18 protein-coding genes are annotated in these 21,625 nt (G+C 67.5%); 4 read left to right on the top strand and 14 right to left on the bottom strand.

Features of this window, described 5'->3' with window-relative positions; genetic code table 11:
- Positions 1 to 10: 10 nt before the first annotated feature.
- Both murB and murC read right to left on the bottom strand, forming a co-directional pair.
- Positions 11 to 907 (bottom strand): UDP-N-acetylmuramate dehydrogenase, encoded by an 897-nt coding sequence (gene murB, locus VKF82_00735; protein ID HME80579.1) that lies wholly within the window; start codon positions 905 to 907, stop codon positions 11 to 13.
- Complete coding sequence (murC, locus tag VKF82_00730; protein ID HME80578.1) at positions 908 to 2,326, bottom strand: UDP-N-acetylmuramate--L-alanine ligase; 1,419 nt, start codon at positions 2,324 to 2,326, stop codon at positions 908 to 910. It abuts the gene before it with no gap.
- Between the two features lie 164 nt (positions 2,327 to 2,490).
- Here murC and VKF82_00725 point away from each other — a divergent pair, with 164 nt between their 5' ends.
- Positions 2,491 to 3,435 carry a hypothetical protein gene (locus tag VKF82_00725; protein ID HME80577.1) on the top strand — a complete coding sequence of 315 codons (945 nt, stop codon included), beginning with the start codon at positions 2,491 to 2,493 and terminating at the stop codon, positions 3,433 to 3,435.
- Here the strand turns inward: VKF82_00725 and VKF82_00720 are convergent.
- The 12 genes from VKF82_00720 to VKF82_00665 all read right to left on the bottom strand — a co-directional run bounded on the left by VKF82_00720 (position 3,432) and on the right by VKF82_00665 (position 19,228).
- Positions 3,432 to 5,312 carry a S9 family peptidase gene (locus VKF82_00720; GenBank protein HME80576.1) on the bottom strand — a complete coding sequence of 627 codons (1,881 nt, stop codon included), beginning with the start codon at positions 5,310 to 5,312 and terminating at the stop codon, positions 3,432 to 3,434. The genes VKF82_00725 and VKF82_00720 overlap by 4 nt on opposite strands.
- A gap of 13 nt (positions 5,313 to 5,325) precedes the next feature.
- Positions 5,326 to 6,516 (bottom strand): UDP-N-acetylglucosamine--N-acetylmuramyl-(pentapeptide) pyrophosphoryl-undecaprenol N-acetylglucosamine transferase, encoded by a 1,191-nt coding sequence (locus tag VKF82_00715; protein HME80575.1) that lies wholly within the window; start codon positions 6,514 to 6,516, stop codon positions 5,326 to 5,328.
- Positions 6,428 to 7,654 carry a putative lipid II flippase FtsW gene (gene ftsW, locus VKF82_00710; GenBank protein HME80574.1) on the bottom strand — a complete coding sequence of 409 codons (1,227 nt, stop codon included), beginning with the start codon at positions 7,652 to 7,654 and terminating at the stop codon, positions 6,428 to 6,430. Before ftsW ends, VKF82_00715 begins: the two co-directional genes overlap by 89 nt.
- Positions 7,651 to 9,066 (bottom strand): UDP-N-acetylmuramoyl-L-alanine--D-glutamate ligase, encoded by a 1,416-nt coding sequence (gene murD, locus VKF82_00705; protein ID HME80573.1) that lies wholly within the window; start codon positions 9,064 to 9,066, stop codon positions 7,651 to 7,653. The genes ftsW and murD overlap by 4 nt, the downstream gene beginning before the upstream one ends.
- A gap of 18 nt (positions 9,067 to 9,084) precedes the next feature.
- Entirely contained in the window at positions 9,085 to 10,050 is a 966-nt protein-coding gene (locus VKF82_00700) for a phospho-N-acetylmuramoyl-pentapeptide-transferase (GenBank protein HME80572.1), read from the bottom strand.
- Positions 10,050 to 12,278, bottom strand: a complete 2,229-nt coding sequence (murF, locus tag VKF82_00695; protein HME80571.1) for a UDP-N-acetylmuramoyl-tripeptide--D-alanyl-D-alanine ligase — start codon at positions 12,276 to 12,278, stop codon at positions 10,050 to 10,052. Before murF ends, VKF82_00700 begins: the two co-directional genes overlap by 1 nt.
- Positions 12,275 to 13,750, bottom strand: coding sequence for a UDP-N-acetylmuramoyl-L-alanyl-D-glutamate--2,6-diaminopimelate ligase (locus tag VKF82_00690; protein HME80570.1), 1,476 nt, complete (start codon positions 13,748 to 13,750; stop codon positions 12,275 to 12,277). The genes murF and VKF82_00690 overlap by 4 nt, the downstream gene beginning before the upstream one ends.
- Positions 13,751 to 13,758: 8 nt before the next feature.
- Positions 13,759 to 15,570, bottom strand: coding sequence for a penicillin-binding protein 2 (locus VKF82_00685; protein ID HME80569.1), 1,812 nt, complete (start codon positions 15,568 to 15,570; stop codon positions 13,759 to 13,761).
- Positions 15,571 to 15,589: 19 nt separating this feature from the next.
- Positions 15,590 to 16,030, bottom strand: a complete 441-nt coding sequence (locus tag VKF82_00680; GenBank protein ID HME80568.1) for a hypothetical protein — start codon at positions 16,028 to 16,030, stop codon at positions 15,590 to 15,592.
- Between the two features lie 2 nt (positions 16,031 to 16,032).
- Positions 16,033 to 16,956, bottom strand: a complete 924-nt coding sequence (gene rsmH / locus VKF82_00675; GenBank protein HME80567.1) for a 16S rRNA (cytosine(1402)-N(4))-methyltransferase RsmH — start codon at positions 16,954 to 16,956, stop codon at positions 16,033 to 16,035.
- Positions 16,943 to 17,383, bottom strand: a complete 441-nt coding sequence (gene mraZ, locus VKF82_00670) for a division/cell wall cluster transcriptional repressor MraZ (protein ID HME80566.1) — start codon at positions 17,381 to 17,383, stop codon at positions 16,943 to 16,945. Before mraZ ends, rsmH begins: the two co-directional genes overlap by 14 nt.
- 150 nt (positions 17,384 to 17,533) lie before the next feature.
- A complete protein-coding gene (locus tag VKF82_00665) occupies positions 17,534 to 19,228 on the bottom strand; it encodes a redoxin domain-containing protein (protein HME80565.1) in 1,695 nt (564 codons plus the stop codon).
- A 149-nt stretch (positions 19,229 to 19,377) separates the two neighbouring features.
- On the opposite strand from VKF82_00665, the gene VKF82_00660 reads away from it, so the two are divergent.
- The 3 genes from VKF82_00660 to VKF82_00650 all read left to right on the top strand — a co-directional run bounded on the left by VKF82_00660 (position 19,378) and on the right by VKF82_00650 (position 21,618).
- Complete coding sequence (locus VKF82_00660; protein ID HME80564.1) at positions 19,378 to 19,677, top strand: zinc-ribbon domain containing protein; 300 nt, start codon at positions 19,378 to 19,380, stop codon at positions 19,675 to 19,677.
- Positions 19,678 to 19,868: 191 nt separating this feature from the next.
- Positions 19,869 to 20,375, top strand: coding sequence for a lytic transglycosylase domain-containing protein (locus VKF82_00655; GenBank protein HME80563.1), 507 nt, complete (start codon positions 19,869 to 19,871; stop codon positions 20,373 to 20,375).
- A gap of 13 nt (positions 20,376 to 20,388) precedes the next feature.
- A complete protein-coding gene (locus tag VKF82_00650; protein ID HME80562.1) occupies positions 20,389 to 21,618 on the top strand; it encodes an LptF/LptG family permease in 1,230 nt (409 codons plus the stop codon).
- The last annotated feature ends 7 nt before the right edge of the window (positions 21,619 to 21,625 follow it).

Genomic DNA, 21,625 nt, shown 5'->3' with positions numbered 1-21,625 from the left:
CGTCGTGCGTCTACCCTCCGAGAAGATGTACTTCCAGTTCCAGTTCCACCCCGTGCTTGGCCTTGACCGCCTCGCGCACGCGCTCGATCAGCGCCAGCACGTCTGCATACGTCGCGCCGCCGCGGTTGACGATGAAGTTCGCGTGCTTGTCCGACACCTCTGCGCCGCCCCAATGCCAGCCCTTGCACCCGGTCGTCTCGATGAGCCGGGCGGCGTAGTCGCCTGGCGGGTTGCGGAAAATGCTGCCGGCGTTCGGCAGCTCGAGCGGCTGCGTGGAATTGCGCTTGGCGATGCGCCGCTTGAGCTCGGCCTGCACCGCCGCGGGGTCGCCGGGCTGCAGCTCGAGCTCGGCCGCGGTGACGACCGCGCGCCGGTCCAGCGACGAACGCCGATACGAGAACTCCGGCGTGGTGAACGTCTGCAGCGGTTCGCCCGCGATGAGCACTTCGACGCGCTTGATGACGTCGCCGATCTCGACGTCGGTGCCGGCGTTCATGCGCACCGCGCCGCCGACGGTGCCGGGAATGCCGACCAGGCCCTCAGCGCCGCTCAGCCCGGCCAGCGCGGCCTCGCGGCACAGCGACACGATCGGCGTCGCGCCGCCGGCGCGCACGCGCGTGCCGCTGATGCTCACTTTGGTGAAGTCGCCGATGAGCCGTACGACGAGGCCGGGGTAGCCCTCGTCGGGCACGAGCAGGTTGCTGCCGAAGCCGATGATGGTCCACGGGATCGACTGCTGCTCGCACAGGCTCAACACGGCGGCGAGGTTGACGACGCCGCCGATCTCGGCGTACGCGGCGGCCGAACCGCCGACTTTCATCGAGGTCTTGGGAGCGAGCGGGGCGTCGAATTCGATGTGCTTGCCGAGCATGCTCGTGAGCGAGGCGCGCTGTTCCGGCGTGAACACCTAACGCGAACCGATCCCGACGTCGGCCACCGAGAGCGTGGCGGCGAGCTCGTGGGCGACGCCGCCGATGTCGCCGGCGCCGAGCGTCAGCGCAAGATCACCGCGCCCGAGCGTGCGCTGCAGATAGGCGAGGACGTCGGCCGTCTTGGGCAGGTACGTGACCTTTTTGGCCGCGTCGAGATCGCGCACGCATTCGACGATCGACTCGGCGCGTACGCCCGGCAGCGGCACTTCGCCCGCGGCGTAGATGTCCGTCACGATGATCTCGTCCGCGCCGAGCAGAGCATGCGCGAAATCGCGGAACAGATATGCCGTGCGGCTGTAGCGATGCGGCTGGAACGCGACGACGATGTGGCCGGCCCAATACGCGCGCGCGGCGGCGATCGTCTCTTGGACCGCGGTCGGATGGTGCGCATAATCGTCGACGATCTTGAGGGCTTCGTCATCGTAGAGGATCTGGAAGCGGCGTGCGACGCCGCGGAAGCGGGCCAGCGCCTGCGCGATGAGCTCGAACGGCACGCCGAACTCCAGGCCGACCGCGATCGCGCACAGCGCGTTGTGGACGTTGATGCGGCCGGGCACGCGCAAGCGCACTTCTCCCAGCGGTTCGCCGCGCTGGTGCACCGTGAAGGCCGAGCCGAAGTCCGCCAGGCGCACATCGTCCGCGCGCACCGCGGCGGCGGCGTCAAAGCCGGCCGTGATCACCTTCGGGTCGCCGAGCAGCTTGGGCGATTCGTAGAAGCGCCGGATCAATTCGGTGACTGCGGGGCAGTCGGCTGAAGCGACGATGCTGCCCGACGCCGGCACGCGGTTGATGAAGAGCGAGAACGTGTCGATGAGGTGTCCGAGGTCGCGGTAGTAGCCGAGATGGTCGTTCTCGATGTTCGTCACGACGGCGCACGTCGGCGTGAGGCGCAAGAACGACGCGTCGCTCTCGTCAGCCTCGGCGACGACGACGTCGCCGCTGCCCAAGCGCGCGTTGGCGCCAAGATCGTTGACCTCGCCGCCGATGAGCACCGTGGATTCGAAACCGCCGGCGTCGAGCACGAGCGAGATCATCGACGTCGTGGTCGTCTTGCCGTGCGTGCCCGAGACCGCGACGGCGCGCTTGTCCGCCATGATCTGCGCCAGCATCTCCGCGCGCTGCAGCACCGGCACACGCGCGCGCTGCGCGGCGATGACTTCGGGGTTGTCCTGGGGGATCGCTGAAGAGATCACGACGGCGTCGGCGCCTTTGATATTGCCCGAGCCGTGTCCGAGATAAACGCGGGCGCCGAGCGCGCGCAGCTTCTCCAGCGTGCCGGTCGTCTTGAGATCCGAACCGGAGACCGTCAGGCCCATGGCGAGCAGCACTCGCGCGATCGCGCTCATGCCGACGCCGCCGATGCCGACGAAGTGGACGTGACGGTACGATATCATCCGGACTGTTGATTTAGGTGTCCCGACATTCGGCCCCTGTGTGAGCAGGCGCAACTCGACATTCTTAACGCGGCGCACGCGACACCAGGACTCGTATACCCGGCAGGGAACGGCGGCGTGCAACCTTATCGATCTGCCGCTGCCGACCACATGAGGAGTGACCTGTGAAGCGCCTATGTCTGTTGGCCGGACTGGCCGCACTCGCATCGGCCGGCTGCTCGGCCGCCTCCGTCAACCCGCCGCCGCCTGCGGCGGCTCACAACGTCTACGTCAGCAATTTTGCGAACTCGGGGTCTCAGATCGCGATTGTGGGCCTTCCGGCCACCGTCAGCTCTGTCCCGACCATCGTCGCTCCGGCTGGGCTGCATGCCGTGACCGCGCTGGCGTTCGACGGTTCGGGCAACCTATGGGCGGTCAACGATTTTTCGACGGCTGCCGTGAACGGCTACAGCCTGCCGCTTTCAAACGCCAGCACGCCGTTTGCCACGATCAATATCCCGGGTGCCAAGAATCCGGTCGCGCTCGCCTTCGACAGCTCTGGGAATCTCTGGGTCGCTGATGGTGGGACCAACCTGGTGTTGAAGTTCACACCGCCGTTCAGCGGTTCGGTGACACCGGCGCCGGCGGTCGTCATCAGCAGCGTCACGGCGCCGTCCGGCCTCGCGTTCGATAGCGCGGGAAACCTCTATGTGTCCAAGGGGATCCTCGGTTTGGGCGCCATCGAGATATTCAATCCGCCGTTTTCGACAGGCCAGCTGCCGACCGCCGCACCGCTCACCGGCTCGAGCCAACCGGGCGCGTTGGTCTTCGATGCTGCCGGCAATCTCTACACCTTGAACACCAATGGCAATATCGACCGCTTCACCGCGCCCACTGCGGGCGGCGGCCCGATCAGCGTCGAGCAAACCGGTTCGAATACGCTGATCACGAATGCGGGCGCGCTTGCGTTCGATTCAAACGGGAACCTCTACGCCACCAACATCCAGAGCCCACAACTGTACCTCTTCTCAAACGCTGCCGCCACGTTTAGCGGCAATATGCCGGTACCGATGCTCCTGACCCTTACCGGCTTCGGCGTGAACGGCACGGGCGGCGTCGCGATCCACTAAGGCTGGCCCGGGCCGATGTAGCGGTCGAGAAAGACGGCGATCTGGGTGTAGGCGACGATGCGGTTGGCATCGCGCGCGATGCCGTGGCCCTCGTCTGGGAAGACCGTCAGCTCGACCGGCACGCCTTTGGCCCTGAGCGCGTCGGCCATCTGTTGCCCTTCGGCCGCCGGCACGCGCGGATCGTTCGCGCCCATGAAGATGATGAGCGGCGCCACGACGCTGTCGATGTGATTGAGCGGTGAGATCGACTCGAGGAAGTCGCGGTCCTGCGCGAGCGAGCCATAGACGCCCTCGCGGTTGGCGCGGCGGTACGAACTCGTGTGCTCCAAGAATGTGACAAAATCGGAGATGCCCACGATGTCGACGCCGGCGGCCCAATCGTCCGGGAACTCGGTCAATCCGGCGAGCACCATGTAGCCGCCGTAGGAGCCGCCATAGAGCGCGATGCGTTTGGGATCCGCGCCGCCGTGGGCGATGAGCCAGTCGTGCGCCGCGTGCAGATCTTTCACCGAGTCTTGCCGTTTGCGCACGTCCGCGAGATGCAGATACGTATTGCCGTAACCGCTGCTGCCGCGCACGTTGGGGACCAATACCGCATAACCGCGCGCGATGAAGTACTGCGTGATGGGATTGAAGACGGGGCGCGCCTGCGCCTCGGGTCCACCGTGGACGTCGACGATCACCGGCAGGGGGCCGCTCGCGTTCTTCGGCTTGTAGTACCACGCAGGGATCGATCGCCCGTCAAAGGATGGAAACGAGACGAGGCTCGGCTGCACGAACGTGCTCGGCGCGATGCCCGCCAGTTTCGGCGCGGTCACCTGGCGCGCGCGCTTGTTCAGAAAACTGTAGACCCAGATGGCGCCCGGGTTGGCCGGGCCCGAGAACTCGAACGCCAGCTCGTCGCCCTTAGCAGAGAACGTCGGCGCGGCCGCGACGCCCGGCGGGAGCGCCGGCGTCGCGAGCGTCTTGCCGGTCGCCACATCCGCGATGATTAGCTCGCCGTATCCATCGCGGTTGCGCACGTATGCCATCTTCGTGCCGTCGCGCGAGATGGTCAGCGAGTCGACATCGTACGGCCCATCGTCGAGAAAGCTGATGTGCTTACCGCCGGCGATGTCGATCACCGCGCGCCCGCGGTACTCGCGTCCGCCGTAGTCGCTGACGCAGTAGAGCTTGGTGTCGTCGCTCGAGAAGTGACAGCTTTCGAAATCCGCGTTGCCGCTGTGCGCGGTGAGCAGCCGCGCGAGATACGCGTCGCGCCGCAGGTCGATGAGCAGCAGGTCGTTGTCGAAGTTGTCCCTGCGAATGCTGACCAGCAAGCTGTTGCCATCGTGCGACCATGCGACCGGCCGGTTATCGCTGTCTTGCTGCAGCACCCGGCTGGGCTGTGCGCCGTGCGCGAGCGCCAGCGTGTAGACGTCGAAGAATTCGCGGTCGCGTTCATTCGATGCGAAGGCGACCCTCTTGCCGTCGAACGAGAAGCCGCCGAAGTTGTGCTGGATGCCCGCGTCAGCCGTGAGCGATTCTAGCCGTGCGCCGCTTGGATCGGTCGCGATCAGATTCCAGTTCTCGTCGCCGCCGCGATCGCGTCCGAAGATGATGAGATTCGGATCGACGGGCGACCAGGCTTTGAAGTCCGCCCGCTCCGGTCCGCTCGTGACCTCTGTGGGCTCGCCGCCGGCGATCGGCGCCATCCATACCTGCGACACGCCTGATCCGGCGAAGCTGAACGCCACAAGCGAACCGTCGGGAGAGAGCGAAGGCCCGGTCTGCCCTTTGATCTGGAGATAGGTGGCCACGTCGGCGGGCGCCACCGCGGCGGCGACGGGCAGTGTCAGCACCATGGCGACGAATAGATTGAACAGTCCGTGCGTCACGGCGTGACCTTTCTCAGGCGGGAGCCGGCGTCTTGCCGATCTGGCCCTTGATGATGCGCTCGACCATCGTCTGCAGCGCGCGCGGGTGAGCCAGCGATGCCGCGCCGAACCGCATGGCGCTCAGCTTCTCGGGCGTCAGCACTTGCAGCAGCGCCCAGTAGAGCGCGTCGGCGTCGAGCTTTTTGTCTTCGATCACCAGCGCGGCGTTGTGCCGTTCGAACACCGCGGCGTTCTTGCGCTGGTGGTCGTCCGCCGCGTGCGGGTACGGGATCAAGATGGACGGCAGCCCGACCACTGCAAGCTCGGCCAATGTCGAAGCGCCCGCGCGGCACACGGCGATGTCCGCCGCCGCGTAGGCAAGCTCCATCTTGTCGAGATAGGGGACGAGCTGGTAACGGTTGGCGTTGCTCTCGACTTTGCGTTCGGCCGCCATCCATTCGTGATCGCGCTCGCCGGCGATGTGCAGCACTTGGAGGCCCGGTGGCAGACGCCGGCGCGCGACCATGCCGCTGGTAGCGACGTTGATGCTGCGCGCACCCTGGCTGCCGCCGAAGATGATGGCTGTCGCCAGCTTCGGATCCAGGCCGAGACTGCGCCGCGCTTCGACCTGCGTCGGGCGCGCGTAGATCTCCGGCCGCACGGGGATGCCTGTCGCCACGAATTTTCGGCCGAAAAACGCGGCGGTCTCCTCGAACGCGCCCCACACCTCGTCCGCCGCAGCGGCCATGAAGCGATTGGCGCGTCCAGGCTCGACGTTGGGCTCGAGCAGCACGATCTTGGCGCCGCGCAGGCCGCCCGACGCCCGCAGCGTCGCAGCGGCCATCACCACCGGCACGCTCGCGTAGCCGCCCGTGGCGATGATGACCTGCGGATTGAACTTGCGCACGATCGGCAGCGCTTCGCCGGTGCCGATCACGTTGGCGGCGACGCCGCCTGCGGCCGCGGCGAATGACGTGCGCGAGAGCGGACGGCTGCGCACGTATGCGGCCGCGACGTTCGCGCGCGCGACGATCTGCGTCTCCATGCCGCCGCGGGTGCCGACGAAAAGCAGTGCGTGCGCGTCATTCGGGAACGCGAGGCGCGGTTCGCCGTCGTCCGGAGCGCAGACCCCTGGGTCAGCGGGCGCGCCGGAGAGCGCTTGCGCTAGTGACAGCGCGGGGTAGAGGTGACCCCCCGTGCCGCCGCCGGTGAGCAGGATGCGCACTGCGTGGTTCCCTCATGCGTTCTTCGGCGGCTTGCGCCGCTCGCGACCGACCGCGCGAGATGCTGGCCAAGAGGCCCACACCGAACAAGCTCATGACCAGCGACGTGCCGCCGTAGCTGATGAACGGCAGCGGCACGCCGGTGACCGGCCACGTCGACGTCACGACGCCGATGTTGATGAACGCTTGGAGCGCGATGGACGCCGTGATGCCGACCGCGAGGAAGAAGCCGAAGCGGTCTTCGGCTTTCATGGCGATGCGCAACCCGCGGTAGGCGAACAACAAGAACAGCACGAGCACGGTCGCCGCGCCGATGAAGCCGAGCTCTTCGCCGAGCACGGAGTAGATGAAGTCCGTGTACTGTTCCGGCAAGTAGCCGAACTTCTGCCGGCTCGCGCCCAAACCGACGCCGAAGATGCCGCCTGAGCCCAAGCCATACAGCGACTGCAAGATGTGATACCCGGTGCCTTGGGGATCGGCGTTGGGATCAAGGAATGCGGTGAAGCGCGCGCGCCGGTACGGGCTCGCGTAGACGAATGCGAGCAGCGCCGGCACGGCGACGGCGATGCCGATGGCGAGGTGGCTCAAGCGCGCTCCGGCGGCGAACAGCATGAAGAACGCTATCATCAAGAAGAGCGTCGCCGTGCCGAGGTCCGGTTGGCGCAATACGAGCATGAAGCATACGCCCACCCAGAACAGTGCCGGAAAGCCGATCGTGCTGAAGTCGCGTGCGCTGTCCTCGCGGTCCGCGAGCAGCTTGGCCAAGAAGACGATGAGCGCCAGCTTCGCGAACTCTGACGGCTCGAACGAGAGCGGGCCGAACTCGTACCAGCGCCGCGCGCCGCCCTCCATCGCGCCGAAATGCGGGAACAGCACGCCGACGAGCAGGACGACGGCAACTCCCAACAGCCATGGAGCGGCGCGGCGCAAGACGCCGTAATCGAGTTTCATACCGATCCAGCAGGCCAGGCCGCCGAGCGCGACCCAGACCAGCTCGCGCTTGAAGAAATGCGCCGCGTCGTGGTAGCGCGTGATCCCCACGACCGACGAGGCGGAGAACACCATGATCGCGCCGATCGCGGTGAGCAGCGCGGCGACGATGAGCAGGGTCGCGTCGGGCGCGCGCCGCGCTGAAGTCACGATGCGTTCGCCGTCGCGCCGCTGCGCGAGCGCACCGCCGCTGCGAAGACATCGCCGCGCTGCTCAGCGCTGTCGAACATGTCGAACGAAGCGCAACCTGGTGAGAGCAGGACGACGTCGCCGCGCGTCGCGACTTCCGCCGCGGCCGCCACGGCGGCGTCCATCGAGGCGGCATAGACGATCGGCCCTTTTTCCATGAGCGCGCCGATCTCGCGCGCGCTTTCGCCGATCAGCACGACGAGCTTGGCTCGCGCTGAGGCGGCTTTGGCCAGCGCGCTGAAGTCCGTCCGCTTGCTGCGGCCGCCCGCGATGAGTATCAGCGGTTCGTCGAACGCGGCCAGCGCCTTGACGACGGCGTCCGGGTTGCTCGCCTTGCTGTCGTCGACCCAGCGCACGCCGCCCGAAACGCCGACCGTCTGCAGGCGGTGGGGGAGCGTTTCGAAGCTGCGCAGCGCGGCCACGAATGCGTCGTCGGACGTGCCGATCTGGGTGCCGCGCAAGAGCGCCAGCGACGCGGCGAGATACGCGGCCATCGCGTTGGCGACGTTATGGGCGCCCTTGATCTTCAGTTCCGATGCGGCGATGACCGGCACGTACTTGGCCGCCTCGTTCGAGCGGCCGCGGCGCACGATCCAGCCGCCTTTGACCACCACGTCGGCGGCATCTGCTCCGAGGCCCGAGAACCACGCGTCGCCGCAGCGCAGGCGCCTGACCGGTCCGTCGCGCAGTTCGCGCACCGCGGCATCGTCCGCGTTGCCGACGAACCAATCGGTCTCGATCTGGTTCGCGAAGAGCCTGAATTTGGCTTCGCGATACTCATCCATCGAAGGATAGCGATCCAGATGATCGGGCGAGATGTTGAGCAGCACGCTGACGCGCGGGTGGAACGTGCTGATGCCTTCGAGTTGGAAGCTCGAGACCTCGGCGACGAGCCACTCGCCGGCCTGGGCGAGCGCGGCTTCGCGGATCAGCGGGTTGCCGATGTTGCCGCCGGTGCGGGCGGACACGCCGGCAGCGCGCAGCAAGTGCGCGGTCAAAGCGGTCGTGGTCGACTTCCCTTTGCTGCCGGTGATCGCGATGATCGGCGCCTGGGCGATGCGGTACGCCGCCTCGATCTCCGAAATGACGGGCACGCCCGCGCGTTGGACTTCTAGAACGGCCGGGTTGTTAAGCGGTACGCCAGGGGAAAGGATCGCGACGGTCGCGCCGTCGGCTGCCGCGGCGAGCGCGTCTTTGCCCGCGAGCTCGACGCCGAGCTTGGCGAGATCGTCGCGCTGCGCGGCGAGTTGCTCGAGCGGTTTGTCGTCGTAGGCGGCGACGTGAAGGCCGCGGTCGCGCAGCACGGCCGCGGTCGCCATGCCGCTGCGGCCGACGCCGATGACCAGCGCGCGGTCGCCCTCTACGAGCTTCACTACCTCATCGTTCGGCATTTACAGCGCGAGGCCTCGCGCGCCGATCAAGAGGAACACGAGCGCGACGAACGTCGCGCAGAACGACGCCGCGATGAACGCGCCGGTCACTCGGCCTTCGGGCCAACCGGACATCTCGAAATGATGATGCAGCGGCGTCATCTTGAAGACTCGCCGGCCTGTGGACTTGAAGCTGATCACCTGCACGATCACGGAGAGCGCCTCGAGCACGAAGACGATCCCGATGAGCGGCAACACGAGCAGGAAGTTATATTCGATCGCGAGCCCGCCCAGCAGCGCGCCTAAAGCGAGCGCGCCGGTGTCGCCCATGAAGATGCGCGCGGGATGGCGGTTGAAGTACAAGAATCCGGCGCAGCTGCCGACCACCGCTGCTGCGATGGTCCCGGCGAAGAGGAAGCTCATGAGCATGAGCGGCGGTATCGCTGCGCCGGCGGCGAGCCCGTCCAGGCCATCGGTCAGGTTCACCGCGTTGGCGGCGCCGACGATCGCACACACCGCGAGAAGGGCCCACAGCCATGGCGGCAGCGCCACGTATCCGGTGAACCAGACGGCGGCGAATTGGTGCGCCTGCCACGCCCAGGCGGTAAAGCACGCGGCGACGATGAGCAACAGCGCGAACTTGGCCCGCGCCCGCAGTCCGAGCGGGCGGCGCCGCACGAGCTTAAGGTAATCATCTGCGAAGCCGATCGCCCCGGCCGCGATGACGAGCAAGACGACCGGCCAGCGCCACACGGCGTCGATCGGCGGAATGAACGCGCCGGCCAGTGCTGCAGCGATGAAGGCGATGCCGCCCATCGTCGGCGTGCCGCGTTTGACGGCGTGCGACGCGGGACCGTCTTCGTAGATCTGCTGTCCGAGCTCGCGCCGGCGCTGCCACGAGATGAGCGCTGGGATGATCGCGGCGGCCAGGAGCGCGCCGACGGCGAACGCGACGAGCAGGAAGACGGACGTGCTGTCCGCCGGCATCAGAGCAGCAGCGGCGAAGCCGCGGGCGAGCTCGGGGTGGGCCGATACTTGAGCACGACGATCGGCGTCTGCTGATCGCTGTTGCCATGGGGGTTGTCGCGCAGGCAGGCGCGCACCGCGTCGCGGTTCACGGCTGCGCTTGCGCCAAGCACTTCGACCTTGTGCAGGTCGTTGGCGTCGACGATGGCGACGTGGGCGCCGCACGCGGGGGCGATCTGCTCGGCGACGGCCTGCGGATCTTGCGGGCCCAGCACGATATGCCGTTCGTATGGCGGCATCGTGCCCGTGTAGCCGTCGATCTCGGCGACGGCCGGGCCGAGGATGCGATAGAAGTCCCCGCGCCTGCCGACCAGCCTGCCGGCCGCCCCTGCGACGGCCGCTGCCACCACTTTGGCGGCGCCGACGTGCTCGATCACCAGCTGCATCGATTCGGGCTGATTCATCGTCGCATACGATCCGGCGCGATCGGCGAGCATGCGCGCGAGCCGGCCCGGCCGGATCGACTCCGCCGGAATCGAGCGTCCTTGCGCGATCGCGACGGCGGTCTCCGAGATGCACGCGACGTCGTCGCCGTCCGCGATGCCGCGCACGCACTGCGCGACGAGCGCGGCGAGGTCATCCCCGGGCTTGACCAAAGGCGTGCGCACCGGCAGCGCGACGATGCGCGCGGGCAGCTCAGGAGCGCGCACATCGAACGTCTTCGCGTGCCAGAGCGGCACGTCTGCAGCACCTGCGCCGAGAACGCCGGAGAGCTTCGGGACAATCTCCCTCCCCGACTCGGCTTCGGCGGCTCTCGCCGCCTCAGACGTCTCGGCTTTCGGTGCTGCAGACGTGCCGCTCTCGGGGGCGAGCAGAACGTCCAGTATCTCCTCCATGCGCTGGATGCGAGAGCCCTTCAACAGCACGGCATCGCGTTCGCGCAGCTGAGCGCGAAGCGTTTGTGCGATCTCGGCATTGGTCACATAGGTGTGCACGGCCGTCGGCGCCATGCCGGCCTCGAGCGCGCCGAGCGCGATCGCCTGCGCGTGGTCGCCACCGCAGTAGAGAGCGTCCATCCCGTTCTGCGCGGCGGCCGCGCCGGTCCGCGCATGTCCGGTGGGTGCACTTTCACCGAGCTCGGCCATGCTGCCCAACACGGCGATGTGGCGTTGAGCGGGCAATGACGCGAACGCGCGCAGCGCGTGGCGCATCGAGGTCGGGCTTGCGTTGTACGCGTCGTAGACCGCGATCGCGCCGCTGGGCAACGCGTGCTGCTCGAATCGGCCCGGCGGCAAGCGCAGATCGCCGAAGCCGTCGATCGCCTCCTCGAAGCGCAAGCCGCACTGCAGCCCGGCGGCGGCGGCGAGCAGCGCGTCGCGCAGATGGTGCTCGCCGATCAGGTGCCAGGCAGCGAAGGCGTGCGAAGCGCCGAGCGAGAGCGGCACGCGGCCGTCGCGCGGTTCACCGGCCTCGAGCGTCAGACCCGGCATGTCCGGCTCGCCGCACAGCCGCACCCACAGCGCGCGTTCGGCGATGCCCGTTTCGATGGCAAGACGGCGCGTCCACTCGTCGGCCGCATTGCACACCGCTCGAGCGCCCGCGCCGAAGATGGCGAACTTGGTGCGTGCGAGCTCTTCGCGACTCGTGAAGAATTCGAGATGCGCCTCTCCGACGTTGACCAACACGCCGACATCGGGCGCCGCGATTTCGACAAGCTGCGTGATCTCGCCCGGGTGGCGCGCGCCGAACTCCGCGATCGCGACGTCCACGCCGTCGCCGATGGCGTAGCAGAGCTTTGCCACCCCCAGTTCGTTGTTCTCGTTCTGGGGTGTGGCGATGACGCGGCGAAAACGGCCGATGAGCTGCGCCGCGAACGCCTTGGTGGTCGTCTTGCCGACGCTGCCCGTGATGGCGACCACGAGCGTCCGCGCCGCCATGCGTCGTGCCGCTGCGGCGCCGCGCAGGTACGCGGCCTTGGCGTCGTCCACGGCCACCACCACGACGTCGCAGCCGGCCGGTACCGCCTCGAGGCGGTCGACGACCAGCGCCGCTGCTCCGGCGGCGCGCGCAGCCCCTATATAATGATGGCCATCGAAGCTCTCCCCGCGCAGGGCCACGAAGGTCTCGCCGGGGCGCAGCGTGCGCGAGTCGGTGCTGGGGACGAAGGGCGTGTCTGCCTCGAGCCGCGCAGTGCCGGCCAGCCTGCCGCCCGACGCTTCAAGGAAGCGCGACAGCGTCAACCTGCTCATGCGCCGGCCTTGCGGATGGCGGCCTCGGCCATGCTCACATCCGAGAACGGCACGCGATCGCCGCGGATGAGCTGATACGATTCGTGGCCCTTGCCGGCGATCACGACGACGTCGCCTGGCTCGGCCTCTGCGATGGCGCTCTCGATGGCGCGCGCCCGGTCGGGCTCGACGCTATAGCTGGCGCCGGCGCCTTCCATGCCGGCAAGCACGTCGTCGATGATGCGCTTGGGATCTTCAAAGCGCGGGTTGTCGGTCGTCAGCACGACGTGATCGGCGAGCTCGCGCGCGATGCGCCCCATCACCGGACGCTTGAGCGGGTCGCGGTCGCCGCCGCAGCCGAACACGCACACCACGCGGTGCTCGGTGAGCGCGCGCGCCGCGCGCAAGACGTTGCGCAAGCCGTCGGGGGTGTGCGCGTAGTCCACATAGACGCCGATGCGCTCGGCGGGCACCTGCGTCATCCGGCCGGGCACAGCGCTGACCGCGAGCAGCCCTTGCGCGATCGCTTCGACGTCGAAGTCAAGCGCGCTCGCGCATGCGATCGCGGTCATGGCGTTGGCGACGTTGAACGGCCCGGGCAGTCGCATCATGAACGGCGCGGGGCGCAATGCGGGCACCGAAAAGCGCGAGCCGTCGGCGAATAGCTCGACGTTGACCGCACGCAGCGCGGCATCCGGATTGTCCACCGCGTAGCTCAGCGCGGCGGGCAGCTCGGCGGCGAGGCGCCTGCCTTCAGCATCGTCGAGATTGATGACGCACATCCCATGCGGCTTCACCTCGTTGCGCCGTGCCAGCTCGAACAGGCGCCGCTTCGTGTTGGCGTAGGTCTCGAAGCTGCCGTGGAAATCGAGATGGTCGTGCGTGATGTTGGTCAGCGCGGCCACGTCGAACTCCACGTCGTCGACGCGATGCATGGCGAGCGCGTGACTGGAGACCTCGAGCACCGCTCCGTTCGCTCCCGCCGCGCGAAAGCGCGCGAGCAGCGCCTGCAGATCGTGCGCGTAGGGCGTCGTATGCGCCAGATCGACGGAGAATTTGTCGCCCAAGCGCGCACCTAACGTTCCGATCAGGCCGAACGAGCGGCCGGCGGCCGCGGCGATCGCCTCGAAGATGTGCGTCGTCGTCGTCTTGCCGTTCGTGCCGGTGACCCCGACGCACGTGAGCGCGTTGGCGGGGCGGCCCCACAGCTCGGCCGCGATCGGCGAAAGGGCCGCGAGCACGGACGGGACCACGACCAGCGGCGCGCTGCCGATCTCGACGTCATGCTCGGCCAGCACGGCGGCCGCGCCGGAGGCTACCGCCTCAGCCGCATGCACGTGCCCGTCGGCGTGCAATCCGCGCAGGCACGCGAACAGGCCGCCGCGCTCGACGCGCCGCGAGTCGATGCTGATCGAGGTGATGAGGACGTCGGGATCGCCGCTCACGCGCGCGTCGCTCACGCCGGCGAGCAGACGCCGGAGCAGCGTCGGCATCGGATTCGTCATTGATGTATAGGAGTCGTATTCCTCCGAGCGGTGGCGGGCGCCTCGCGGCGCACGGGCGCGGGGCTCGGAGGCGGCGCGGTGTCGGCCAGGTCGCCGTCAGTGCGCTTGGGCAGGATGCCCTCGCGCCAGAGCACGCGCAGCGCCAGCTCGCGGAACGCCGGCGCCGCGACGATGCCGCCGTAGTACGCGCCGCGCGGACGCTCGACGTTGACGAGCACGACGTACTGCGGCTTGTCCGCTGGCACGATGCCGATGAACGACGCGATGTATTCGCCCTGCTGATACTCGCCGTGCGCGACGATCTGCGCCGTGCCGGTCTTGCCGGCCACCGCGTAGCCGGCGATCTGGGCGTTCGTGCCGGTACCTTGTCTGACGACGTTGCGCAGCATCGCGAGCAGCGCCGCGGCGGTCTGCGGGCGCATGACCCGGCGCACGGCTTGCGGCTGATACACGCGCACGACGTGCCCGTCGGGATCGAGCACTTCGTGCGCGATCAGGGGGCGCATGAGAAGGCCGCCGTTGGCGATCGCGGCATACGCCCGCGCAAGGGCGAGCGCCGTGACCGAGACGCCCTGGCCGAAGGCGATGGTGGCTTCGCGCGAACCGTACCAATGGTCGGGCGTGTCGATGATGCCGGGGCTCTCGCCAGGCAGGTCGACGCCGCTGACCTCGTCGAGCCCGAAGCGCTTGATGTACTCGCCCATCGTCTGTTTGCCCACGCGCAGCGCCACTTCCGCGGCGCCGACGTTGTGCGAGAACGTGACGATGTCCGAAAGCGTTTCGCGCGCGTGTCCGGATGACATCAGGCCGTCATCGGCGTTGTGGATGACGTAGCCGCCGATATCGATGACGTTCTCGGCGGGAAAAGTGTCGTCGAGCCCGACGCGGCCGGAGTCGATGGCCGCGGTCGCCGTGATCAGCTTGAACGTCGATCCAGGCTCGAAGGGATCGGTGATCGCGCGGTCCTTGTACGACTCCTGCGGAAACGCGGCGTAGCGGTTTGGATCGAAGTTCGGCCAATTGGCGAGCGCGAGGATCTCGCCGGTGCCGGCGCGCAAGACGATCGCGCTGGCGCTGCGCGCGCTGTATCTGGTCGCCGTCTTGGCCAGCACGTCCTCCGCCGCCAGTTGCAGCGAGCGGTCGATCGTCAGCACGACGGTGTCGCCGGTGACGGCCTCTTGCACGACGCGTCGTCCGAAGGGGATCGGCCGCAGCTGGCTGTCCGTCTCCTCGACGACCTGGCCGGGTTTGCCCGCGAGCACATCGTTGAACGACACTTCGATTCCGGCGAGACCTTGATTGTCGATGCCGGTGAAACCGATGACCGTCGAGCCGATGCGGCCCTGCGGGTCGATGCGCAGGCCCGTCGGCTCGTCGTTCGTGCCGATGCCGGGCAGCGCGAGACCGTCGATGCGTTCGCCAAGCGCCTTGGGGCGCATGCGGTCGAGGTAGATGAAGGTCGTGTGTTCCGACAGTTCGCGCTCGAGCAGCGGAGCGGGCTGGTGAAGCAGCGGAGCGAGCGTGAGCGCCACAGCGTGCGTGTCCGTCACGTCGGGCGGTTGCGCGAAGACCTGCACCGCCGGCGACGTGCCCGCGAAGACCGCGCCGAAGCGATCCACGATCCGGCCGCGCCGCCCGCTGACCGGATATTCCGCGCGGTGCTGGTCGACCGCGATGGACGCGAGTGCGGCCCCGTCGCGCACTTGTACCTTATAGAGTCGTGCCGCCAGCAGACCGGTGACGAGGAAGAACACCCAGAAGATGAAGATGGCGCGCGCGCGAAGGCGGCTTCGTTCTTTATCCTTCACGCGGCGAGCCGGCGCGCCGCTAGCGCGCGAAGAACAAGCGCGTGAAGCTCGCGATTCCGGCGGCGAAGGCCGTGGTCGTGGGCTTGCTGCTTGGAGCGGGCAATCTGATCACCGCGACGCGCGCGGGCTCTTTCATATGCAGCGCGGCGGCAGCGGCCTCGAGCCGTGCGACGGATTGGGCCTGCGCCACGCGCTGGCGCAGCGCGTCGTCCGTCTGCACCAGCTGTGCCTGCAGCGTTTGATCGGCGTTGAGGCGATAGGTCTGAGCCGCGAGCTCCGCGGTGAGGCCGACGTAGCCGAAGATCAGGATCAACGGCACCATCGCGATGGCGACGATACGCGCGCTCGACATCGTCTTGCGGCGCGCGGCGCGAGCTCCGGCGGCGCGTGTGCGCGCGCTGCGCGGCGCCGGCGCCAAGCGCCGGTCGAATTCGAGCTTGTAGGCGTGCGCGGCGGGCATCGCTACGCGCTCCTCGGCAGATTCTCAGAGGTGCGTTGCGCGGCGCGCAGCTTCGCGCTGCGGCTGCGCGGATTGGCCGCGATCTCGGTCTGCGTCGGGGACAGCGGTTTGCGCGTCAGGATCTCCGCGACGCCCGCGCGCCGCCACGCGGCGAATTGATGTTTGACGACGCGATCCTCGCCGGAATGGAAACTGATGACGGCGATCCGGCCGCCCGGCTGGACGCACGCGATCGCATCTTCAAGGCTCGCCGACAGGCTGTCAAGATCTTCATTGACCGCCATGCGCAACGCCAAGAACGTGCGCGTCGCCGGGTGGATGCCGCGGCGGTGCGCGCCCCGCGGTTGCGCGGCCAAGACGGCTGCGACCAGATCGGACGTCGTGCGCAGCGGCGAGCGCTCGCGCCGCCTGACGATCTGGCGCGCGATACGGCGCGCGTTGCGCTCGTCTCCGAATTCGAAGATGATATCCGCGATCTCGCCTTCTTTTGCGGTCGCGAGCAATTGCGCGGCGGTCGCGGCGTCGGACGTCGGATCCAGACGCATGTCGAGCTCGCCCTCGCCTGCGAATGCGAATCCGCGCGCCGCATCGGCCAGCTGCAACGACGAGAGGCCGAGGTCGTAGACGATGCCGTTCACGCTGCCCACTCCAAGCGAGGCGAGCACCTCGGCGAGCTGCGCGAAATTTGCATGGACCGGCGTGAGGCGTTGTCGATAGCGCTGCGCGAGCGTTCGCGCGCGCTCAAAGGCTTGCGGATCGGCGTCGAGCGCGATGACGCGCGCTCCCGAAATCTGAGCGAGGATGGCCTGCGTGAATCCGCCGGCGCCGAAGGTGCAGTCGACAAGAACCGGACTTTCGACATCTGCCGGCACGAGCAGCGCGAGCGCCTCATCGAGCATGACCGGCACATGGCTAGTAGAGTCCAAGCTCGGTCATCAGATCGGCCATCCGCTCGGGCGCCGCGCTGGCCTTGCGCCAATTGCCCGCCGCCCACATCTCGATGCGCGTCAGCGCACCGACCAGCACCGCATCGCGCTCGAGCGCAGCGTACTCGCGCAGCGCAGGCGGGATGAGAAGCCGACCCTGGGCATCCAGCGTGACCTCCTCGGTGTGCGCGAACAGATGCCGGACGAAGGCGCGGTACTGCGCGTCCTTGCGCGGCGCGGCTTCCAGCTTGGCGCAGAAATCCGACCAGGCCGATTCCGGGTACATCGCCAGGCACGGCTCGGGCGGGGCGATCGTCAGCACGAAGTGATCGCCCAGGCGCGCGCGAAAACGGGCCGGGATGGTCAAACGACCCTTCTCGTCCAGAGAATGTTCGAACTGTCCCGTAAACTTCGGGAGAGCGCTCATAATAGAGGTCCCAAGCCCCACGGTATGCCACTTTGCCCCACTATACCCCACTTATCGGTAGTTTGTAAAGTGGGACACACCTGTTCGGGCCTCTGAGAATGCGCAAGAGCCGCGCACGAGCGCGGCTCCTATGGTTCGCGACGTCTTTTCTTAAGAAGCGAGGACCGTGATGTTCGCCTTCGCTGCGCGGCCGTCGACGTTGACATCCATTTGATCCACGCCGCCGGGCGCTAGCGTCATGCGCCATGACCCCTGCACCGGGCCGAGCGGCACCACTTGGAGCTCGACGCGGCGCGTCGAGTTCGGGCCGAGCGACACGTCGCTCTTATATGGATCGCAGACCTTGTCGTAGCAGAACGACAGCACCCACTTCTTGGGCACGTTGACGGCTGCGAGGTGCACCATGCGCGTCTGCGGCGCTGCGTTGCGCACCGTCACCCACAGCTTGGCGGGCGCAGTGCCGTTGGTCGCCACGTTGTCCGACCCCGAGATCGCGACATAGACCGGCTGCGGCGAGAGCGCGGCCAGCTGTTCGTCCGCCTGCTGGGCGACGATCGTGCCCGGCGCCATGATGGACGAGGTCGCCAGCGAGAGTGTGGCGTCGTCATCTTTGCCGGCCATGATCTGCGTGCGTCCGGTCTTGAGGAAGACGCGGCCCACTTCGTAGGCGGCACGCTTCTTCAAAGGATGATTCGCGTAATCCAAAGTCGCCAGCACGAGGGCGTTGTGCTCCGCCGCCAGCGCATCGTCGTACTGCTTCAGGGAGTTCAGCGCCGACGCCAGCGTGAGCCAGCTCTCCGGATCCTTCGGCGCGATCTCGGTCTCCGTCTCCGCCGCCGCGCGCGCCGTCGCGTAATCGCGCTGCTCGTACGCGGCGAGATAGATGCCGTCGTACGCCTTGGGGTCTTTGGGCGCATAGACGGCGGCCTGCTTGTAGTAGCTCTCCGCCTGCGCAAAGCGTTCTTCGTCTTCAGCTTTTTGTCCGAGCAGCAGCGCCGCTTGCTCGAGGTCCGACTGCGTCGACTTGGCCGACGGCTGGAGCTGAGCCCGCAGCTGATACGCTTGCGCGAGCACCGCCCCGAGGGCATCGCGTTGCTGGGCGCTCAGCCAGAAGTTGATCGCCGACTGGTCGTCAGAGCTCTGCAGATCGTCGAGCTTCTTGTTCGCGGCGACGCCGGCGGCGATCGCCTGCCCGGCAGCGTCCACAGCGGCTGCCTTGTCGTGCGCGGCGGCAGCGGTCCTCGCGTGCGAGAGGTCGGCGCTGACGAGCTGCGATCCATCCGCGGCGGCGGCGGCGAAACGCCGGCCGAGCGCCGACTCGTTCGCGATGCGGCCGGCGAGCGCATCGTTGAGCGCGCTCGCAAGAACCGTGCCCGAGAGCTGATCGACTTGGCGGTACAGGATGCGTCCGTCGCGGCCTACGACGTAGGTGGTCGGAATCGCGCGCACATCGTAGGCGTCATTGACTTTGCCGTCGCGGTCGAGCACAAGCGTGTAGCCGACGCCCTTGGCGCCGGCGAACTCCGAGACGAGCTCGGGCGACTCTTTGACGTCGATGCCAACGAAGGTGACGCCGCGCGGCGTATAGCTGCCGGCGATGCTCACGAGATCGGGCGTCTCGGCGCGACATGGCGGGCACCAGGTCGCGAAAAAGTTCAGCACGACGACCTTGCCGCGCAGATCCGACAGCCGCAAGGGCTTGCCGGCCGTGGTCTGCAGCGAGAAATCGGGTGCAAGCGATCCGACGGCCGGAGCGGCCGCCAATGCGGCATAGGTCTGGAGCAAGCCGGCCGCCGCGGCGGCAATGGCCCCGGCGATAAGAACAGAAGCTTTGGGAAGGCGCATAGCGCTGGTTGTTACGCGCGCGCTTCTATCATGGCCTGCACGGTTGCTTTTCGGTGAGGAGTTGTGCTAGAGTTTTTGCACTGTTTCGTGGCCCTCATCAAGGCCTCGGACATTTTCGCGTTTCCAGATGGTGGAACTGAGAGCGTTAAGTGGCACTGCAAGACCGCACGCTGACCTGCCGCGACTGTGGTTCCGAATTTATCTTCACGGTGGGCGAGCAAGAATTCTACGCACAAAAAGGCTTCGAGCACGAACCAGCCCGTTGCCCGAACTGCAGGCAGGCGCGCAAACGCGATCGCTCCGCCGCGAGCGGAGAGCGCACGATGTACGACGCGATCTGTTCTCAATGCGGCGTGGCGACGCAAGTCCCGTTCTCGCCCCGAGCCGATAAGCCGGTGTATTGCCAGGACTGTTACAAGACGGTCGCCGGCCGCCGCGCCAGGACATAGGAGCGACCCACCCAGCCTGCGCGTCGCACTCCTTCGCAACTGCCCGTTGGCGGGGTCGGCTGCTTGTTTGTCCGCGCGCCGATGAGAGGTTCGTTAAGCCGCCAGACGGTGCCGATACGTATAGATGTAGAGCCTCCGGCCGCGTTGAACGGGCCCCGGAGAGAATGGCGAAAAGGAGCTTTACGACGTTGGTGGACGCCCAGCGCGCCTTTTGGCGTACGGCGCCGGTCATCGCTGCGGCGGTCCTTGCGGGCTGCAGCGGCGGGGGCTTCTTGCCGTTCGGCGAGGGCCCGCACAGCATGGCGCAGCAGCGGCTCGACCGCATCGTCAGCCAGCAGGCCAAGGCCAACCATGTGGACCCCAACCTCGTCAAGGCCGTCATCCGGGTGGAATCGGGCGGCGACCCGTCGGCCGTTTCGACCGCGGGAGCGATGGGGCTCATGCAGCTCATGCCGGGCACTGCGCGCGCGTACGGCGTCGCCGATCCGTGGGATCCCGAGCAGAACGTGGCCGGCGGCGCCAAACACTTGAGCGATCTGCTGCGCGAGTACAACGGCAACGTCTCGTTGGCGCTCGCCGCATACAACGCAGGTTCGGGCGCGGTCGCGCGCTACAAGGGCATCCCGCCGTACGCCGAGACCGACGCATACGTCAGCAGCGTGCTCTCACTGTACCACGCGCCGGCAGCGCACAAGTAGGTACGGGCGCCTGATGTTCGGCGCCTTCGGCCGGCCGATCTCGCGATCCACGACGCTGGGCCCGCCGGCCGCACCGGCCGCGGAGCCGCCGTCCGGCGAACGCCTGGACTGGCTATCCGTCGGGCACGGAACGCCGCAGCCGGCCCGCCGGCTCGGCTCGAGCTACTTCTCCCTCTCGATCCTCGACCAATATCTGACGCGCGAACTGCTCGCGCCCTTCGGCTTCGCGATCGCCGCGTTCACGCTCTTCATGCTCATCAATTCGCTGTTCTTGGCGGCCGAATACGTCATCAACAAAGGCGTGCCGGCGATCCTCATCGCCAAATATCTCGCGCTCCAACTGCCCGCCCTGATGTACCTCATCTTGCCGTTCTCGTGCCTGTTCGGCATCTTGTTAGGCATCGGCCGGCTCTCCGCCGACAACGAGATCGCCGCCATGCGCACGAGCGGCATCAGCCTGCAGCGCATCGCGCTGCCATGCTATGTGCTGGGCGTCATCATGACGTTCATCGCCTTCGGCATCAACGAAGAGATCGCGCCGCGTTCGCAGGCCAAGTCGGTCGAGCTGTTCCGCCAGATCGCGTTTCACTCGACGCAAGCGATCATCCAACCCTATCAGTTCTTCCGCACGACCGACGGCCAACATGTGATCTACATCCAATCGGTCGATTCGGGCACGGGCGTCATGCACAACGTGCAGGTGTTCAACATCGGCGCCGGCTACTGGCCCGAGACGCTGACCGCACGCGTCGGCCACCAGGTCGGCGGCAAGCTGGTGTTGGAGGACGGGGTGGTGACGACGACCGGTTTTCAGGGCACGGTGTCGCAGGTGAAGCACTTCGACCGGCTCGAGTTCCCGTTGGGCGACACCAGTCTGCTGTACTCGCCGCAAAGCGCGTTCGAGACCAACTCGCGCGAGCTGCGGCTGCAGATCCAGAACCTGCGCACCGGCGGCCAGGACGTCACGCAGCTGGAGATGTCGCTGCAGCAGAAATACGCGATGCCCGCCGCCTGCTTGATCGGCGTGCTCATCGCACTGCCCATGGGCATCCGCTTCGGCAAACGGGGCCGGGGCGTGGCGGCGATCTTCGCCATCGTCATCCTGCTCGGGTACTATCTGATCATGGCCGCCACGAATGCGCTCGGCAAGAGCGGCGCCATGCCGCCGGTGCTCGCCGCGTGGGCGCCCAACATCATCATGGGCTCCGCGGGCCTCGTGCTGCTCCTGCTCGAGGAACGATAATCCGCCT

It is taken from the genome of Candidatus Eremiobacteraceae bacterium (assembly GCA_035314825.1).
GTDB lineage: Bacteria > Vulcanimicrobiota > Vulcanimicrobiia > Eremiobacterales > Eremiobacteraceae > JAFAHD01.
Note: the sequence above shows the minus strand (reverse complement) of the source record. Positions and strands in the feature narration are given on the sequence as shown.

Bases quoted from the DNA above. Each gene is read 5' to 3' on its own strand.
- VKF82_00690 (HME80570.1), bottom strand. From the start codon at position 13,750: ATGCCGACGCTGCTCCGGCGTCTGCTCGCCGGCGTGAGCGACGCGCGC.
- VKF82_00665 (HME80565.1), bottom strand. From the start codon at position 19,228: ATGCGCCTTCCCAAAGCTTCTGTTCTTATCGCCGGGGCCATTGCCGCC.
- VKF82_00680 (HME80568.1), bottom strand. From the start codon at position 16,030: ATGCCCGCCGCGCACGCCTACAAGCTCGAATTCGACCGGCGCTTGGCG.
- VKF82_00650 (HME80562.1), top strand. From the start codon at position 20,389: ATGTTCGGCGCCTTCGGCCGGCCGATCTCGCGATCCACGACGCTGGGC.
- murF (HME80571.1), bottom strand. From the start codon at position 12,278: ATGAGCAGGTTGACGCTGTCGCGCTTCCTTGAAGCGTCGGGCGGCAGG.
- VKF82_00700 (HME80572.1), bottom strand. From the start codon at position 10,050: ATGCCGGCGGACAGCACGTCCGTCTTCCTGCTCGTCGCGTTCGCCGTC.
- mraZ (HME80566.1), bottom strand. From the start codon at position 17,383: ATGAGCGCTCTCCCGAAGTTTACGGGACAGTTCGAACATTCTCTGGAC.
- murC (HME80578.1), bottom strand. From the start codon at position 2,326: ATGATATCGTACCGTCACGTCCACTTCGTCGGCATCGGCGGCGTCGGC.